This is a genomic window from Heterorhizobium halophytocola (assembly GCF_017873095.1).
In the GTDB taxonomy this organism is placed as follows: Bacteria; Pseudomonadota; Alphaproteobacteria; order Rhizobiales; family Rhizobiaceae; genus Allorhizobium; species Allorhizobium halophytocola.
Genome location: NZ_JAGGJU010000014.1, coordinates 83,827 through 99,662 on the forward strand (window position 1 = coordinate 83,827; position 15,836 = coordinate 99,662).

At 62.2% G+C, this 15,836-nt stretch carries 15 protein-coding genes; 1 reads left to right on the forward strand and 14 read right to left on the reverse strand.

Features of this window, described 5'->3' with window-relative positions; all coding sequences use genetic code 11:
* The 8 genes from J2Z17_RS22005 to J2Z17_RS22040 form a co-directional block, all read right to left on the reverse strand.
* Complete coding sequence (locus J2Z17_RS22005; RefSeq protein ID WP_209948327.1) at window positions 1-951, reverse strand: FAD binding domain-containing protein; 951 nt, start codon at window positions 949-951, stop codon at window positions 1-3.
* Window positions 948-1,538, reverse strand: a complete 591-nt coding sequence (paoA, locus tag J2Z17_RS22010) for an aldehyde dehydrogenase iron-sulfur subunit PaoA (RefSeq protein WP_209948329.1) — start codon at window positions 1,536-1,538, stop codon at window positions 948-950. Before paoA ends, J2Z17_RS22005 begins: the two co-directional genes overlap by 4 nt.
* A 211-nt stretch (window positions 1,539-1,749) precedes the next feature.
* Entirely contained in the window at window positions 1,750-2,592 is an 843-nt protein-coding gene (locus J2Z17_RS22015) for a GNAT family N-acetyltransferase (RefSeq protein ID WP_209948331.1), read from the reverse strand.
* A gap of 11 nt (window positions 2,593-2,603) precedes the next feature.
* A complete protein-coding gene (locus J2Z17_RS22020; protein WP_209948333.1) occupies window positions 2,604-3,341 on the reverse strand; it encodes an aspartate/glutamate racemase family protein in 738 nt (245 codons plus the stop codon).
* 8 nt (window positions 3,342-3,349) lie between these two features.
* A complete protein-coding gene (locus J2Z17_RS22025) occupies window positions 3,350-4,168 on the reverse strand; it encodes an ABC transporter permease (protein WP_209948335.1) in 819 nt (272 codons plus the stop codon).
* Between the two features lies 1 nt (window position 4,169).
* Window positions 4,170-5,075 (reverse strand): ABC transporter permease, encoded by a 906-nt coding sequence (locus J2Z17_RS22030; RefSeq protein ID WP_209948337.1) that lies wholly within the window; start codon window positions 5,073-5,075, stop codon window positions 4,170-4,172.
* A 167-nt stretch (window positions 5,076-5,242) separates the two neighbouring features.
* On the reverse strand, window positions 5,243-6,532 hold the full coding sequence (locus tag J2Z17_RS22035; RefSeq protein ID WP_209948339.1) for an ABC transporter substrate-binding protein: 1,290 nt from the start codon (window positions 6,530-6,532) through the stop codon (window positions 5,243-5,245).
* A gap of 33 nt (window positions 6,533-6,565) precedes the next feature.
* Window positions 6,566-7,654: an ABC transporter ATP-binding protein gene (locus J2Z17_RS22040; protein ID WP_209948341.1), complete on the reverse strand. Its 1,089-nt coding sequence runs from the start codon at window positions 7,652-7,654 to the stop codon at window positions 6,566-6,568.
* A gap of 266 nt (window positions 7,655-7,920) precedes the next feature.
* Between J2Z17_RS22040 and J2Z17_RS22045 the strand changes: the two genes are divergently transcribed.
* Complete coding sequence (locus J2Z17_RS22045) at window positions 7,921-8,634, forward strand: GntR family transcriptional regulator (RefSeq protein WP_209948342.1); 714 nt, start codon at window positions 7,921-7,923, stop codon at window positions 8,632-8,634.
* Between the two features lie 50 nt (window positions 8,635-8,684).
* On the opposite strand, the gene J2Z17_RS22050 is transcribed toward J2Z17_RS22045, so the two are convergent.
* The 6 genes from J2Z17_RS22050 to J2Z17_RS22075 all read right to left on the reverse strand — a co-directional run bounded on the left by J2Z17_RS22050 (window position 8,685) and on the right by J2Z17_RS22075 (window position 15,831).
* Window positions 8,685-9,566 (reverse strand): carbohydrate ABC transporter permease, encoded by an 882-nt coding sequence (locus J2Z17_RS22050; protein WP_209948344.1) that lies wholly within the window; start codon window positions 9,564-9,566, stop codon window positions 8,685-8,687.
* Window positions 9,566-10,654: a carbohydrate ABC transporter permease gene (locus tag J2Z17_RS22055; RefSeq protein ID WP_342454449.1), complete on the reverse strand. Its 1,089-nt coding sequence runs from the start codon at window positions 10,652-10,654 to the stop codon at window positions 9,566-9,568. Before J2Z17_RS22055 ends, J2Z17_RS22050 begins: the two co-directional genes overlap by 1 nt.
* Window positions 10,655-10,734: 80 nt before the next feature.
* The gene (locus tag J2Z17_RS22060; RefSeq protein WP_209948347.1) at window positions 10,735-12,006 is read right to left on the reverse strand and encodes an ABC transporter substrate-binding protein; all 1,272 of its coding nucleotides are present in this window, start codon (window positions 12,004-12,006) and stop codon (window positions 10,735-10,737) included.
* A 370-nt stretch (window positions 12,007-12,376) separates the two neighbouring features.
* Window positions 12,377-13,120: a copper homeostasis protein CutC gene (locus J2Z17_RS22065; RefSeq protein ID WP_209948349.1), complete on the reverse strand. Its 744-nt coding sequence runs from the start codon at window positions 13,118-13,120 to the stop codon at window positions 12,377-12,379.
* A 9-nt stretch (window positions 13,121-13,129) separates the two neighbouring features.
* A complete protein-coding gene (locus J2Z17_RS22070; RefSeq protein WP_209948352.1) occupies window positions 13,130-14,335 on the reverse strand; it encodes an MFS transporter in 1,206 nt (401 codons plus the stop codon).
* Between the two features lie 56 nt (window positions 14,336-14,391).
* Window positions 14,392-15,831: a M81 family metallopeptidase gene (locus J2Z17_RS22075; RefSeq protein ID WP_209948521.1), complete on the reverse strand. Its 1,440-nt coding sequence runs from the start codon at window positions 15,829-15,831 to the stop codon at window positions 14,392-14,394.
* Window positions 15,832-15,836: the final 5 nt, after the last annotated feature.

A 15,836-nucleotide genomic window follows, 5' to 3' on the forward strand; every position in this document is an offset into this window, starting at 1 on the left:
TCAGCCTCGCGCTTCTGAAAGGACCGCGGCGAGCGTGCGCTCGACCAGCGTGACCTTGTAGGCGTTCTGTTCCGTGGGGCGTGCGCCCTTCAGCAGGATCGCGGTTGTTGCTTTTGCGCCGTGCGCCAGTTCGGATTCGGCCTCCTCCACGCGCCAGGGTTTATGGGCGATGCCGCCGACGGCCACACGGCCACTGCCATCCGGCTGCACGATTGCGCCGACGGAAATCAGCGCGAAGGCATAGGAGGCCCGGTCGCGGACCTTGCGATAGATCTGCTTGCCGCCGACCGGGGCCGGCAGGGTGACGGCCGTGATCAGTTCACCCGGCCGCAAGACGGTCTCCACATGCGGCGTGTCGCCGGGCAGACAGTGGAAGTCTGCCATCGGAATGCGGCGGGTCGAACCATCTGCGCTGACGGTTTCGACGATCGCATCCAGTGCCCGCATGGCGATCGCCATGTCGCTGGGATGCGTGGCGATGCAGGCATCACTGACGCCGATGACCGCATGCTGACGGGAGAAGCCCGCCAGTGCGGCACAGCCGCTGCCGGGATTGCGCTTGTTGCAGGGCTGGTTGGTATCGTAGAAATAGGGACAGCGGGTTCTCTGGAGCAGATTGCCAGCCGTCGTTGCCTTGTTGCGAAGCTGGCCGGAGGCTCCTGCCAGCAGGGCGCGCGACAGAAGGCCGTAGTCGCGGCGCACCCGCTCGTCGGCCGCCAGATCGGTATTGCGCACCAGCGCCCCGATCCGGAGGCCGCCGTCTTGCGTCGGCTCGATGGTATCGAGCCGCAGGCCGTTGACGTCGATCAGATGCGTGGGCGCCTCGATCTCCAGCTTCATCAGGTCCAGCAGATTGGTGCCGCCGGCGATGAATTTTGCGTCGGCATTGCCGGCTGCCGCTTTGGCTGCCGCTTCGACGGATGCGGCCTTTTCGTAGGTGAAAGCCCTCATGCGTCTTCTCCCGCTACTTCGTTGATGGCGTCGAGGATGTTGGCATAGGCGCCGCAGCGACAGATATTGCCGCTCATCCGTTCTCGGATCTCGTCGTCGCTGATCTGCATCCTGGCCAGCAGGTCGCCTGTGACATGACTGGGGATGCCGGCCTTGATCTCCTCGAGGACGGCGACGGCGGAACAGATCTGGCCTGGCGTGCAGTAGCCGCACTGATAGCCGTCGTGCTTGATGAAGGCCTGCTGCATCGGGCTCAGCTCGTCCGGTGTGCCCAACCCTTCGATCGTGGTGATCTCGTCGCCGTCATGCATCACGGCAAGCGACAGACAGGAATTGATCCGCCGGCCGTTGACCATCACCGTGCAGGCGCCGCACTGCCCGTGATCGCAGCCCTTTTTCGTGCCGGTCAGTTTCAGATGTTCGCGCAGGGCGTCGAGCAATGAGGTGCGCGTGTCCAGATCGAGGTCCTGCTGTTTGCCGTTGACCTTGAAGGAGACCGGAGCGGTGTGGACCCGCCCGTCTGTTTGTCCTTCGCCCGCCAAGGGCGTTCGCGAGTGTTCCTGTTCGACCTTGCCAAGGTTGTCCATTTCGAGCTCCGTCCGTCGGATTGTCTTTGAGTTTTCAAGCTGCAGACCACAGAGGGCACGCGCTTATTGAAGTGTGTGATGATGCGTAACGTCCGGCAGCGCCGCTCGGTTCAACCGGTCGTTCGGTTTTGCTTGGACCGCATTGATACTGACCTAGGGCGAGGTGGCAACGCGGGAAGCGCAACCACTGTCGGAAAATTGTCCGTCGCCGTCAGCCAAGCTCGAGGGTGGTGACGCCATAGACGCCGGAAAGGTCGGTATCCGGTGCCTCACCGCGATACATGCGGGCGGTTGTGAAGCCGGGTGCAAAGCCGAGCGCGTCCAGTTCCCGGGTCAGGCTTTCCTGATGGCGCGGTACGTCGATATGCATGACTTCGCCGGGGTGCACGGAAAGTGCCGCCTGCAGAAGCCCTGAGGCGACCTCTTCGCTGGCGGCAAACAACGGTCCGATCTTGTAACCGTCGCGACAGCGGCGAATGACGATGTAGCCGTCGATGCCGCTGCGGCTTTCGGCGAGATAGGCGATGCGGTGCTCGCCGATCCAGGTCTGCAGAAAGGCTGAGCGGTGTGCCGGAAAATAAAGGCGATCCAGTGCCTCTATGGCCGGCAGATCGTCTGTGGTCGGATGGCGGACCGACTGGACCAGCTCATGATCCGGCCCGGTGGACAGTCCCGACCAGCGAACCGTCTCATAAAGTGTCTCGAAACCCATTGTCTGGTAGTTGGCCTGCTGAGGGGCGACGCCGTCGAGGCCGATCACTCGGTCGCCGAGCCGCTCCATGCCGGCATCCCAGACACGACGTCCGTGGCCCTTGCCGCGCATGTCGGTCCGACAGATATAGAGCCCGATGAAGCCGTAGTGATCGTCATAGGCGATGGCTGCAATGCCGGCGACCAGCCGGCCATCGACGAAACAGCCAAGAAATCCTCGCGGATCGGCTGCCTGAAATGCGGCCGGATCCTCGTATCCCGGATTCCAGCCTTCTTCGACGGCCCAGCCGACCAGCGTCTCGATCTCTGCCAGATCGAGGACGCGAACCTCGTTTTGACCCATGCCTGTTCCCCTCAGATTTGTGCCGGGGCAAACCCCTGAAGCTCTCCCATATAGGGCTTATTTACCGGAGTGGCATAGGCGCCGCGTTTTGCGGTTGAAAGTCCAAGGGTAACAAGGCCTTCGGCCTGCTTGACCGCAGCGGCAACGCCGTCGATCACCGGCACGCCGAATTCCGTCGACAGGGCATGGGAAAGATCGGCCATGCCGGCGCAACCGAGCACGATCGCCTCGGCGCGATCGTCGCGAAGGGCAGCCGCGATTTCGCCGCGCAGCCGATCGCGGGCATCGGAGTGCGGATCTTCCAGCGAGAGTACCGGGATGTCGGCAGCGCGCACCTTCACCCGGCCCACCATGCCGTAGCGATGCACAAGGTGCTCGATCGGCAGCCGGGAGCGCTCCATGGTCGTCACGATGGTGATGCGCTGCGCGATGAAGGAAACGGTCGCAAGGGCCGCTTCGCAGATGCCGAGCACCGGTATGGTGGCCAGTGCGCGCGCCGCATCGAGGCCGGTATCGTCGAAACAGGCGATTACCGCCGCCTCGGCTCCGCTACGCTCGGCCCTGGCGATCTCCAGCAACAGGCCGGGCAGGGCAAGCGCCTCGTCGTAATAGCCCTCGATCGACACGGGTCCCATGGAGGAGGTGACGGCGAGGATCTCGGTCCCGCTATTGGCCACGCGACGTGCCGCATCGGCAATCGTCGCCGTCATCGATGCGGTGGTGTTGGGGTTGATGACGGCAATCTTCATGTCGTGTCTCAAGAGCTGATGCGGCGCCGGCTGATCAGGATGATCGCCGCCAGAGTTCCGCCGATCACCAGGAAGGAGAACAGCGTGGTGACAGTGCCGAGTGCATAGAGTACCGGCGTCGTGACGTTGGTCGTCATGCCGTAGATCTCGAGCGGCAGGGTGTTGTAGGCGCCGGAGGTTAGGAGCGTGCGGGCGAATTCGTCATAGGACAGGGTGAAGCCGAACAGACCGACGCCGATCAGCGACGGCAGGATGATCGGCAGCACGACGTGGAAGAAGCTTTGCCAGGACGAGGCGCCGAGATCCCGGGCGGCTTCCTCGTAGGACGGCGAGAAGCGGTTGAAGATGGCAAACATGATCAGCACGCCGAAGGGCAGCGTCCAGGTGAGATGCGCGCCGAAGGCGGAGGAATACCATGCGGGTTGCAAGCCGAGCTGGCTGAACAGCACGCCGATGCCGAGCGAAATGATGATCGAGGGCACGACGAGGCTGGCGACCGCCAGGTAGAACAGCGAGGTGGCGCCCCTGAACTTGCGGCGGAATGCGAGGCCGGCAAGCAGGGAAACGATTACCGTCGTCACCATCACCATCAGCCCGAGGGCGAAGGATCGCCGGAAGGAGCCGCCGAAATCGCCGACCGCCTGGCGTTCGAAGAGATTGGCGAACCAGTGCAGCGACACCCCGTTCAGCGGGAAGGTCAGGCCGCCGTTCTCGCCCTGGAAGGACAGGATGACGATTGCCGACAGTGGGCCATAGAGGAACAGCACGAAGAGCACGAAGAAGGCTGCCAGTACGTAGAATTCGCGGGGGCGTTTTTCACGGTGCATGTCAGAGCTCCTTGCGAATGTCGACGACGCGCAGGATGGCGGCAACCATCAGCAGCACCAGGATCAGGAGCACGACCGCATTGGCGGCGGCAGCCGGATATTGCAGCAGCGACATCTGGTTCTTCATCATCAGTGCCACCGAGGCGCTCTGCCCGCCGGACATTACCTGCACGGTGGAAAAATCGGCCATGACCAGCGTGACGACGAAGATCGTGCCGATCGCCATGCCGGGCTTCGACAGGGGAATGATGACATTGGTGAGGATCTGCCAGCCGGTGGCGCCGCCGTCTCGCGCCGCTTCCACCAGCGACCGATCGATGCGCATCATCGTGTTGAAGATCGGCGTCACCATGAACAGCGTGTAGAGATGGACCATGGCCAGCACCACGGCGAAATCGGAATAGAGCAGCCATTCGACCGGCTGGCTGATGATGCCTGTGCCGACAAGCGCGCTGTTGATCAGGCCGTTGCGGCCGAGTACCGGAATCCAGGAGATCATCCGGATGATGTTCGACGTCAGGAACGGTACGGTGCAGACCAGGAACAGGATGCTCTGCATTGCGGCGGTACGGACGTGGAACGCGAGGAAATAGGCGACCCAGAAGCCGATGAAGAGGGTGATCGCCCAGACGATGGCGGCATATTTCAAGGTGTTGAGATAGGTCTTCCAGGTAATCCAGGAGCCGAGCGTCTCGGTGTAGTTGAAGGTGACGAAGCCCGGATACATCTGGGCAAAATCATAGTCCCAGAAGCTGACGGTGACGATCATCAGGATCGGCAGCAACAGGAAGGCGCCGAGGATCAGCGCGAGCGGCGTTGCCTGCAGATAGGAGGCGAGCCAGCCGGGTACCCGGATCTGCCGCTTCGGCTTATGCGGGTCGACACCGATGAAGCGCACTGTCGTCATGATCTGTCCTTGCTCTCTGTTGAGGCTACGGCAAGCGAGCCTCCTCTGGCCCGCCGACGATTTCCCCCATGGGGGAAACCGGGCCTTGATCGACCGCCCCAATGTCGCGCTCGGCGAGGTGCGGCAAAGCCCCTCCCCCTTTCGGGGAGGGGATCAAGATTGGCACCTTATGCGGCGATGAACTCGTTCCAGCGACGGACCATGTAGCGGTCCTCGTCCATGACCGAGTTCCAGCAGGCCACATGGCCCATGCGTTCTTCGAAGGAGCCGCCATCGCGCACCGCGCCGGCCTTTTCCATCACCTTGCCTTCGGGAGACAGGATGTCGCCCTTGGCCGGCTTGCCTTCGATCCAGTAGCCCCATTCGTCGTCGGACATGAACTTCTTGGCCGTGTCCATGCAGGCGGAGTAGTAGCCCTGGCGATTGAGGTAGGCGCCGACCCAGCCGGAGGTGTACCAGTTGATATATTCATAGGCTGCGTCGAGTTCGGCGCCCTTCAGATGCGAGGCGAGGCCAAGGCCACCGCCCCAGGAGCGGTAGCCTTCCTTCAGCGGCTGGAACTTGCAGGCAATGCCCTTGGAGCGGACGGCGGCAACGGCCGGCGACCACATCGACTGGATCACCACTTCGCCGGATGCCATCAGGTTGACCGACTCGTCGAAGGACTTCCAGAAGGCGCGGAACTGGCCATCCTGCTTGGTCTTGATGAGGAAATCGATCGTCTTGTCGATCTCGTCCTTGGTCATGTTGCCCTTGTCGGCATATTTGATGTTGCCGGCGGCTTCCATGATCATCGCGGCATCCATGATGCCGATCGAGGGAATGTTGAGGATGGCCGTTTTGCCCTTGAACTTCGGATCGAGGATGTCGGCCCAGCTGTTGATCTCGCGGCCGACGAGATCCGGACGGATGCCCAGCGTGTCGGCGTTGTAGATCGTCGGCATCATGGTGAACCATTCGGTCTCATGATCGGCGAAGGTCTTGGACGCCTGGTCATCCACGAAGCCGACAGTGTGCGGCGCCGTGCCCTGGGCGATCACGCTGTCGGACTTCAGCTTGCCGTTCTTGAACAGCGGAACGACCTTGTCGTAATTGGTCAGCTTCTTGACATCCATCGGCTGGATGACGCCGGTCGGATAGACCTTTTTCAGGATCCAGTATTCGATATCGGCGATGTCGTAGGAATTCGGCTGGGTGACGGCGCGCTGGGCTGCGGCGTCGGAATCCGTTGCCGTCATTTCCAGCGTGATGCCGAGGTCCTTCTTGCACTGGTCGGCGATCGCGTTGATGTTCGACACGCCGGTGCCGAACTGGCGCAGCGTGATGTTGGACTGGGCCCAGATGGTCGGGAAGCCGGTGATGGCACCGGAGCCTGCGGCGAGACCGGCTGCTGCGGCGCCGGTCTTCAGGAGCGAGCGGCGGGTGATCGCCGCGGTCTTTTCTGTCTTCTCAGTCATGCGCTGTTCTCCTCTTGCGATTTTTCTGGGTTGTTATTGTTTGACCCGGCCGAGCACGATGGCATCGGACGGTGACCACGAAAGCGGTACGGCATCGCCGATCTTGAAGGGTTCGGCGAAGAATGCCGCGTCGCCCATCACCACGGTGAAGTCCTCCAGACCCGGCGCGCTGACCGTGATCTTCACGGTTGCACCGAGATCCTCGATATTCGACACGATGCCGGTAAAGCCGAAGCCGGCCATCGGGCTTTCGCCGACGCGGACATGGTCGATGCGGACGGCGATATCGGCGGTCATTTCGGCGTGCGGCACGAGCCCCGGGGCGAAGAATCGCATGCCGCCCGGCAGTTCGATCGTCACCTCGTCGTCCGACTTGCCGACAAGCCGACCGGTAATGATGTTGTGATTGCCCATGAAGCGGGCGACGAAAGCCGTCGCCGGCTTCTCGAAGATCTTGCGCGGCGGTGCCGCCTGTTCGATCCGGCCGTCATTCATCACGACGATGATGTCTGCCAGCGCCATCGCCTCTTCCTGGCTGTGCGTCACATGCACGAAGGTGATGCCGAGCGAGGTCTGCAGTTTCTTCAGCTCTGCCCGCATGCGGATCTTCAAGAACGGATCGAGCGCCGACAGCGGCTCGTCGAGCAGCAGGGCCTCCGGCTTGGTGATCAGGGCGCGTGCCAGAGCAACGCGCTGCTGCTGACCGCCGGACAATTGCGCCGGTCTTCGGGTCGCGTAAGGCTCCAGCTGCATCAGCTTCAGCATTTCCAGCGCTTCGCGGCGGCGCTCGTCCTTGGCCATGCCCTTCATCTTCAGACTGAAGGCGACATTGTCGACAAGGTCGAGATGCGGAAACAGCGCGTAGGACTGGAACATCATCGCCGTGCCGCGGCTGGCCGGCGGCAGATCGTTGACAATCGTGTTGCCGAGCAGGATGTCGCCGGTCGTAATATTCTCGTGGCCGGCAATCATGCGCAGTGTGGTGGTCTTGCCACAGCCGGAGGGACCGAGCAGGCAGCAATAGGTGGCGGCCGGTATTTTCAGGCTGATCGCATGGACGGCGGTGGTGTTTCCATAGACCTTGGAAACTGCCGCGATGTCGATGTCTGCTGCTTTCGTCATGACTGGCCCCTCATTCCTGCGCCTCTGGATATGCAGGAGCCGTGCCAGTTCGATAATGCCGCGTGGGCGATGGTCCTCGCGGTCGCTCTTCCCGGCGATATATGTCACTTTGCAAAAACTATGGGCGGTGTATGCACAAATTCTATGCGAATGTGTTCAATCGATCATAGATATTGTATGCAATCAAAAGACTGAATTGGTCGGCTGTCCGCTTCTCTTCTGTCTTGCTTGGCGTTAAAAGAGGGGCAGGAAACGGAAAGAGAGACATGGACCTGCCGCAGAAAATTCGCCCGGTGATGGACGCCAATCAGGAAGATCGCGCGCGTGGCATCCGGGATTCTCTGCGCGACGCGATCGTCGATCGACGCCTGTCGCCCGGCACAAAGCTGTCCGAAGCCGAGGTCGGCACGCTGTTCGACGTCAGCCGGACGGTGGTGCGCTATGCGCTGCAGATGCTTGCCTTTGAAGGCCTGGTGACGACGGAGCGCAATCGCGGCGCCTTCGTTTCCAATCCGACGCCGGAGGAGGCGCGCCAGGTCTTTGCGTCCCGCCGGCTCATCGAGACCGGCATCGTCTCTGCGGCAGCCGAGCGCATCACGGCGCAGGACCTCGCCGATTTTCGCCGGCATCTGGACGAGGAAGAGCGCCACAAGGCCGACCGCGGGGCCGTCGCCAGACGGGCCGAGATCAAGGCCTCGGGTGATTTCCACCTGATGCTGGCCAAGGTCGCCGGCAATGCGATCCTCGAAAAATTCATGGACGAGCTGGTCGCGCGCTCCTCGCTGGTGATCGCGCTTTATGGTCGAAGCGGCGTGTCGAGCTGCGGCCACAACGAGCATGCCGACATTCTCGACGCGCTGGAAAAAGGCGATGTAGACAAGGCGACCTCGCTGATGCTGCATCACATCGGCCATATCGAGGCCGATCTCGACCTGCGCGGCGGCGAGGCCCTCAGCCTCAGGCAGGCGCTCAATCTTTAAGGCGTATCACGGTTTTTGCCCGCGGATCGGGAGACTTCCGGGAATGAGGCTTATCCTTTCAGGCCCGTCGATGCGATGCTCGAGATGAAGGCCTTCTGCAGGAAGAGATAGAAGATCAGCACCGGCAGCGTGATGATCGTAAGATAGGCCATGACCTCTCCCCAGGCGACGTTGAGCTGGAAGAAATACTGCAGCCCGACCATCACGGGACGATAGCCCTCCGACTGGGTGACCAGCAGCGGCCAGAGATATTGCTGGCTATACATGATCAAAAATTTGAGGATCGCCGCCGTCGCGATCACCGGGCCGGAAATCGGCATGACCACGCGCCAGTAGATCTGGAACCAGCTCGCCCCGTCGATCGTGGCGGCCTCGATCAGTTCCTTCGGCAGATCCTTGAAATACTGGACGAACAGGAAGATCGTCAGCCCGTCGCCGATCCAGGGAATGATCTGCACATGGTAGGAATTGAGCCACCCGATGGTAACGCCGGAGGTCCACAGCCAAGGCAGGTTGTTAACCTCGAGCAGCAGGGGAATGGCGATCGTCTCGAACGGAATGATCAGGGTCGCAAGGATGACCGAGAGAACCAGATCGCGGCCGAACCAGTTGAGGAAGACGAAGGAAAAGCCGGCAAGCGAGCCGAAGAAGAGCGCCGCGCCAACCGTCACCAGGGTGACGATGACCGAATTCATCACGAAGAGCCCGATCGGCGCCCGCCTGAAGGCGGCGACATAATTGTCGAGCGAGATGTCGCCGACCGGTAGAAAGGCGCGGATCGAGGCGGTGTCTCGCAGCAGTTGCGCATCCGGCTTCAGCGACGACATGACCATGAAGATCAGCGGAAAGATGAAGACGGCGGCAACCGCGCTCAGCAGCAGATAGCGAAGCGCGTAATCCGTCCAGGTGGTCCTTGCGCCAGCATAGGCCATTATTGTCGCTCCCGTGTCAGATAGCGCTGGATGAGGGAAATGGTCAGGACCAGCATGAAGAGGATGACGGAGATCGCCGACCCGCTGGCGATGTCCTGCTTCACATAGCCGTGCTGGACCGCCTGGTAGACGAGGGACTGGGTGGAATCGAGCGGCCCGCCGCCGGTCATCACGTCGATCTGGGCAAATAGCGCAAAGCCGGTCATGGTGATCACCAGCAGGACCAGCACCGCCGTATTGCGCAGCAGCGGCCAGGTGATGAAGCGAAACTTCTGCAAGCTGTTCGCCCCCTCGATGTCTGCGGCCTCATAGAGCGAGACGGGAATTGTCTGCAGACCCGACAGCCAGATCACCATGTGAAAGCCGACGCCCTGCCAGACCGACATGGCAAGGATCGCCCAGAGCGCCGTATCCGGATTGCCGAGCCAGTCGACGGGCTTGAACAGGCCGAAGGTGAGGAAGGACAAAAGGGCGTTCAAAAGCCCGTTGTCGCCGGCATATATGAAGCGCCATAGAAGCGATACGACGACAATCGACAGCACCACCGGCATGAAATAGATAGCGCGGAAGATGTTGATGCCGGGCAGTTTCTGATTGACCAGCAGAGCAAGCGCCAGCGCCAGCCCGCCCTGCACCGGCGCGACCACCAGGACGAAGGCCAGGGTGTTGACCAGCGCCTTGAGGAAGACCACGTCGCGGGCGAGAATGACGATCTGGTCGTCGCCCCAGGCAAAGCTCTTGTAGTCCCGCATGCCCTTATATTGCGGGTAGTCGGGATTGTTGCGGGTGAACGACCGGACCCTTGGATATTCGATCTGTCCGGCATCATCCCGGGTCACGGCGCCGGATGCATCCCGTTTCGGCTCCAGCACCAGGATGCCGACGCCGAGCAGGCTTTCGAAATTGGCAAGGCCGACGAATTCGGTCGGATTGGGCGAGACCAGCCGCTGGTTGGTGAAGGAGAGGCCGACACCGAGAAAGAACGGGGCCGCCAGGAAGGTGAGGATCAGCAAGGCTGCCGGCGCGGCCATCAGCCAGCCGGTCAGGTTCTGACGATGCAGTGCGGACGTTTTCGATCGGCCTGCCACGAACGCTCTCCTCGGAATGGTGCAAAAGGAGTTCTATCGCGGCCGGATCTGCGGCCGCGACAGGGATGGATCTTCCGGGATCAGTTATCCTCGAAGCCGTAGCCGTTGTTCTTCTCGATATTTGCGTCGATTGCATCGGTCGCGGCATCGAGCGTGTCGGCCACATCAGCGCCGTCGGCAATGTCGGCGGCCGCCTTCTGGAAGGTCGGCGAGATGAAGGCATAGGCGGGCGTAACGGGCCGCAGCGTCGCCTGTTTGGCCGAGAGATCGAAGAACACGGCGAGCGGCCCGCCCTTCTTGTAGTTCTTCGTCAGTTCGGCCGCCGTCGATGTGGCCGGAATCAGTCCGATCGCATCGGAAAACTGGGCCAGATACTTGTCCTGGATGGCAAAGGCGATGAAGGCGGCGGCGCCGTCGGGATGCTCGCTCTTGGCAGAGACGCCGAACTGCCAGGAGCCGGCACCGATCTTCGGGCCGTGGCCGAAATCCGGAGCCGGCAGGAACAGCAGGTCGTCGCCGTATTTCTCCAGCGCCTTTACCGCCACCCAGTTGCCCATCCACTGCATCGCATATTTGCCGTCGAGGAAACCGGTTTCGTGATCGGAGGGCGACTGCGAGGTGCCCAGGGCAAGCTTGTCGTTAAACAGCGCTTGCCACCATTCGCCGAATTGCAGCGCCTCGTCACCGTTCAGCACGCCCTCGGCGGTGGTGTAGCTTTCGCGATCGATCAGGTCGCCGCCGAAGCTTTGCAGGAAGGGGCTGAAGGCGTAGGGATACCATTCCGACTTGTCGGCCATACCCAGATCGATCGGATAGTCGAACTGGCCGCTGTCCTTCAGCTTGTGCAGGGCCGCATTCAGTTCTTCACCGACCCAGGGTTTCTTGAGCGTTGGTATGCGGATGCCGTTTTCCTCCAGCACCGACTTGCGGGCAAAGATCGCGACGGCTGCATCCCAAAGACCGACGGAATAGAGCTTGCCTTTCCATTTGCCGACCGCGCCGGGCAGGAAATTGGCGATCTTGTCTTCCGGCAGATCCAGGGGCTGGAGATAGCCCGACCACGCCCAGTTGGGCATGTTCGGCCCGTCCATGTCGAGGATGTCGGGCAGCTTGCCGGCAAGGGCCGCTGCCGTGACGGAATCGTTATAGGCGTTCTGCGGAAATTCCTCGAGCTTGACCTCCCAGTCCTGCTGCGATCCGTTGAAGTCCTTGATGATGCCCGTCAGGATCTGCCTTTCGGTGTCGTTTCCGGCCCCGTGATACCAGAGGCTCAGTTCCGTCGCGGCCTGTGCTGCGCCGCAGAACAAGGTGCCGGCGATCATGGCGCCTGCAAAGCTTGCCAGCTTTTTCATGTCTTTCTCCTCCCTGAGAACCGCTGTCGCGGCGATTGATGTCGACTGTCTCCTGGTCTCTCCTCTAAATCCCCGTCCGAAAGGGTAAGCAGACATGGACGTGCGCGTCTTGCGCAGCAGTCAGCAGACTGCGCGTCTCGTCCCGTCAGATATGTCCAGGCTTTTCCCTGACCGCAGCATATGCGCCGACTTGCCGACAGGCATCGCGTCCTGACCTCCTCAGTTGCGAAGCACCTGTTCGGGCATGCCGCCTTTGCTGCTTCAGGCTGCGATGGCGTCAATATGACACCCTTGTCGCGACAGGGTCAACCTGAGCGGGCCGGTTTTGCAATCGGAGACAATCTGCGGCTGTCTTGCGCAGTCCCGGCCGTCAGGGACCGGCGATCTGCATCGCACGCTTCAGAGCGCGCACCTTTTCCGTGTCGGTAAAAACGTCCCGAGCATCCGAAAAGCCGAGTGCGGACAGCCGGTCATCGGCAGGTCTGCTGTTGCCGCAGGAGGCATGGAGTTCGCAAATTCCATTGATCGCAAGCAGCGCTGGCGCGTTCTCGGCCCGCACGCCTCCGCCCGGCAACAGGCCGATACGCCCGTCGGCCCTCGCCGCCAGCCGTCGCAGCGTCTCCAGTCCGTGTGGCGCCGACGGGGCGCAGCCGGAGGTCAGGATGCGCGAGAAGCCGAGGGATATCGCCTCTTCCAGGGCAACCAGCGGATCCTCCACCAGATCGAAGGCGCGGCTCAGGGTGAGCGACAGACCGTCTGCCGCATCGACGAGTTGACGGAGGGCGGGGAGGTCGAGACGGTTGTCGCAGGTCAACGCGCCGATGACGACGCCTGCCAGTCCCGCCGCTTTCGCTTCCCGTATGTCCGCCGTGATGATGTCGCGTTCGGCCGCGTCATGCACGAAACTGCCGGCCCGCGGGCGGATCAGCGCGTGGACGGGGACTGAGGCCTCCGCCGCAAGCCTCATGAAGCCCGCCGACGGGGTCAGGCCGCCGACGGAGAGGGCAGAGCATAACTCGATCCGGTCGGCGCCGCTATTGATCGCGGCCCTCAGCCCGGCTTCGGTCTCGACGCAGACTTCCAGGCGCCTCTCGCTTGCTTTCGGGTTCGGCATGTCTGGATCCTATCGGCTGTGAGCGCGTTCTCTGACATCGAAAAACACCAGAAGCGCGATCCCGGCAAGGCCGACAAGAGCCGCAAGCAGAGCGGTGCCGGCATAATCGCTGACGGCGGTTCCGATTGCGAAGATCAGCGACCCCAAACCGCCGCTGATAAAGACATTGACCGCGATCAGCGAGCTTCCAAGGCCGGCACGATCGGCAATCAGGTTCTGCACATAGGTGATCGGTATGCTGATGATCGCGGCGGCGCCGAGGCCACTCAGCAGCGTCAGGGCGTAGACCTGCGACGTGTCGGTGACGAAGCTCAGCAGGATCAGATAGGCGCCGTAAAAGACCGTTCCCGCCGCGAGCGCACCGAGTGACGTCACGCGGCGTTCCAGCATGCCCCAGAAAATGATGAAGACGACCTCGAGGAACGCGACGATCCCGACAATATTGCCGACATCGGCCGAGGTGCCGTGCGCCCTGCCGGTCACGACCAGGGGAAGGACGGCTGCGTTGACATGCATCATCGCCGACACCAGCGACACGGCAATCACGCGCAGCAGCACCTGCGGCGAGCCTACGATCTTCAATGCCGCAAAGATCGCAAGGCCACCGTTCGTCGCAGATGGCGTCACATCGCGTGGGAGAAGCGTCAGGATCAGCAGGAGGCAGGCGGCACAGGCAAGTGCCGCGATCAGGAAGGCCGGCAGCATGCTCTTCTGGCCGGCCAGATAGAATCCGACAAGGCCCGGAACGAGCACCCAGGAGAGCGAGATCATCGAGCGGATGGCAGAGTTGATCGTGACCAGTTCACGCGCCGAGACGTCCTTCGAACTGGCACGGACCTGGGCGAAGATCAGGGAATTCAGTGTCCCGAAGATCGGCACCATGCAGAGCATGGCGAAGACGAAAATGCTGGCATTGGGTATGAAGAAGATCAGGCCATACCCGGAGATCCCGAACAGGCAGGCAATCAGCATGGACCGGCGATAGTCCCCCATGCGGTCGGAAAGGATGCCGGCAAGGATGCTGGCCGACACGTTGACGACGGCTGCGAGAAAAATCAGCAGGGAGTAATGCGCGTCGCTGAATCCGAGTTCACGAATGCCGATAAGCGACATGTAGGGCGAGGTCGCTGCGCCGGCAAAGCCGAAGAAGAAGATGGTGAGTGCGCTGGCGCGGATCGGCGCCGATCGCAGGACAATCGAGAGTGGCTGAAACATGGAAGCCGGACATGTATGAGGAAGGCCGGACGGGAATGTCGCCCGGCCTGCAAGCGCTAGCTGTCTTGCCAGCGGGACGAATATCGCACTTCGGGGGTAAAATCGAACCCTTTCACGAAGGGATAGATCGGCTGGACGCGGCGGCTGGACGGCAGGGCCTCGATGTCCTGGTTGATCACGCCGTCGGTCAGCGCCATCAGGTTCGGATTGGAAATCGGCGCCAGTTCGGGTGACAGATAGCCGGATTTGACCACCAGCAGCCGCACGGCCTCAGGCTCGATGCCGAAGCGGGTGAAGTCGGCGATGTTGTGGTAGGGGCGCCGGCGCGCAGCCAGGATCACGGTGATCCCGCCCGTGACGACCACCGCCTGCCGCTCCTCGGGCGGGCCGGGATCGTCAAGCTGTTTGACGGTGACCGTTGTTTCGACAGAGGGGCTGGCCGGATCAAGCCTGCCGCCGATGGTGAGGGTCAGTTCGGCTCCTTCGCCGGCTGCAAAGCAGGCGGCGACGCCCTCGGGATCGCAGATCCCGCCGACCACGGCGTCCTGCCAGCCGCGTTCGATCAGTGCCTGCAACACATCGCCGCGGTCTCCGACGCCGCCGCCGGTCGGGTTGTCGCCGGAATCGGCAAGGATGATCGGGCGTGTCTCGGTCTTTGCGGCGATCTCCAGCATCTCGTCCAGCGGGCCGGTGACCGGCCCGAATCTGAAGGCCTCCCGGGCGTCCCAGTGAGACTGGGCGATCGCCTTGACTGCCGTTCTGGCCGCCTGCCTGTCGGTGGCGGTGACGACGGCGCAGGCGGTCGCGCGGGGCTCATCGGCCCAGACATAGCCGATCATCAGGTTGGCATCGAGAACCCCGTCGGTCTTGTCGTGTTCCGGCAGGGTCGCATAGAGGCTCCTGGCCGGCTCGTCTTCCGTCGAGGTGCGCTCGCCCGGAAGGAGCACCGGCACCGGTACCCAGGCAATGCCGGGTCGCGTGCCCGATTTCAGTGCGGCGACCAGCATCGACCAGGCCCGAACCATGGTTTCGCGCACATCGATGTGGGGTGCGGTACGGTAGGCGGCGAAGATGTCGAGCTGGTCGATGATCTTCTGGCTGACATTGCCATGCAGATCGTAACTTGCGGCAATGACGACATGGTCGCCGACTACCGCGCGGGCAGCCGAGATCCAGTCGCCTTCGGCGTCGTCCATGCCCTCGACATTCATCGCGCCATGCATGGCGAGATAAAGCCCGTCCATCGGCAGGCTGGCCTTCAGGCGCTCGAGGAACTCGGATTTGAACGCATCATAGGCAGCGCGCGACACCGGGCCGCCCGGGACGGCGCGCGCATGCAACAGCGGCAGATGGTCGATACCGTCCGCATTCAGAAACGAGAAATAGTCGGCCCCGAGCAGGTCCGGACCGCGGAAGACCCGGAAGTCCTCCACCTTCATCAGGACCGGGGAGGAGGTGCTGCATTCGGTATGAATGCCACCGACGGCGATTTTCAAAGTCA

What these genes read in the sequence shown, in the direction of transcription:
- paoA (WP_209948329.1), bottom strand. Translation starts at nt 1,538, where the DNA reads ATGGACAACCTTGGCAAGGTCGAACAGGAACACTCGCGAACGCCCTTG.
- J2Z17_RS22030 (WP_209948337.1), bottom strand. Translation starts at nt 5,075, where the DNA reads ATGACGACAGTGCGCTTCATCGGTGTCGACCCGCATAAGCCGAAGCGG.
- J2Z17_RS22040 (WP_209948341.1), bottom strand. Translation starts at nt 7,654, where the DNA reads ATGACGAAAGCAGCAGACATCGACATCGCGGCAGTTTCCAAGGTCTAT.
- J2Z17_RS22070 (WP_209948352.1), bottom strand. Translation starts at nt 14,335, where the DNA reads ATGTTTCAGCCACTCTCGATTGTCCTGCGATCGGCGCCGATCCGCGCC.
- J2Z17_RS22020 (WP_209948333.1), bottom strand. Translation starts at nt 3,341, where the DNA reads ATGAAGATTGCCGTCATCAACCCCAACACCACCGCATCGATGACGGCG.
- J2Z17_RS22060 (WP_209948347.1), bottom strand. Translation starts at nt 12,006, where the DNA reads ATGAAAAAGCTGGCAAGCTTTGCAGGCGCCATGATCGCCGGCACCTTG.
- J2Z17_RS22065 (WP_209948349.1), bottom strand. Translation starts at nt 13,120, where the DNA reads ATGCCGAACCCGAAAGCAAGCGAGAGGCGCCTGGAAGTCTGCGTCGAG.
- J2Z17_RS22015 (WP_209948331.1), bottom strand. Translation starts at nt 2,592, where the DNA reads ATGGGTCAAAACGAGGTTCGCGTCCTCGATCTGGCAGAGATCGAGACG.
- J2Z17_RS22025 (WP_209948335.1), bottom strand. Translation starts at nt 4,168, where the DNA reads ATGCACCGTGAAAAACGCCCCCGCGAATTCTACGTACTGGCAGCCTTC.
- J2Z17_RS22050 (WP_209948344.1), bottom strand. Translation starts at nt 9,566, where the DNA reads ATGGCCTATGCTGGCGCAAGGACCACCTGGACGGATTACGCGCTTCGC.
- J2Z17_RS22035 (WP_209948339.1), bottom strand. Translation starts at nt 6,532, where the DNA reads ATGACTGAGAAGACAGAAAAGACCGCGGCGATCACCCGCCGCTCGCTC.
- J2Z17_RS22005 (WP_209948327.1), bottom strand. Translation starts at nt 951, where the DNA reads ATGAGGGCTTTCACCTACGAAAAGGCCGCATCCGTCGAAGCGGCAGCC.
- J2Z17_RS22045 (WP_209948342.1), top strand. Translation starts at nt 7,921, where the DNA reads ATGGACCTGCCGCAGAAAATTCGCCCGGTGATGGACGCCAATCAGGAA.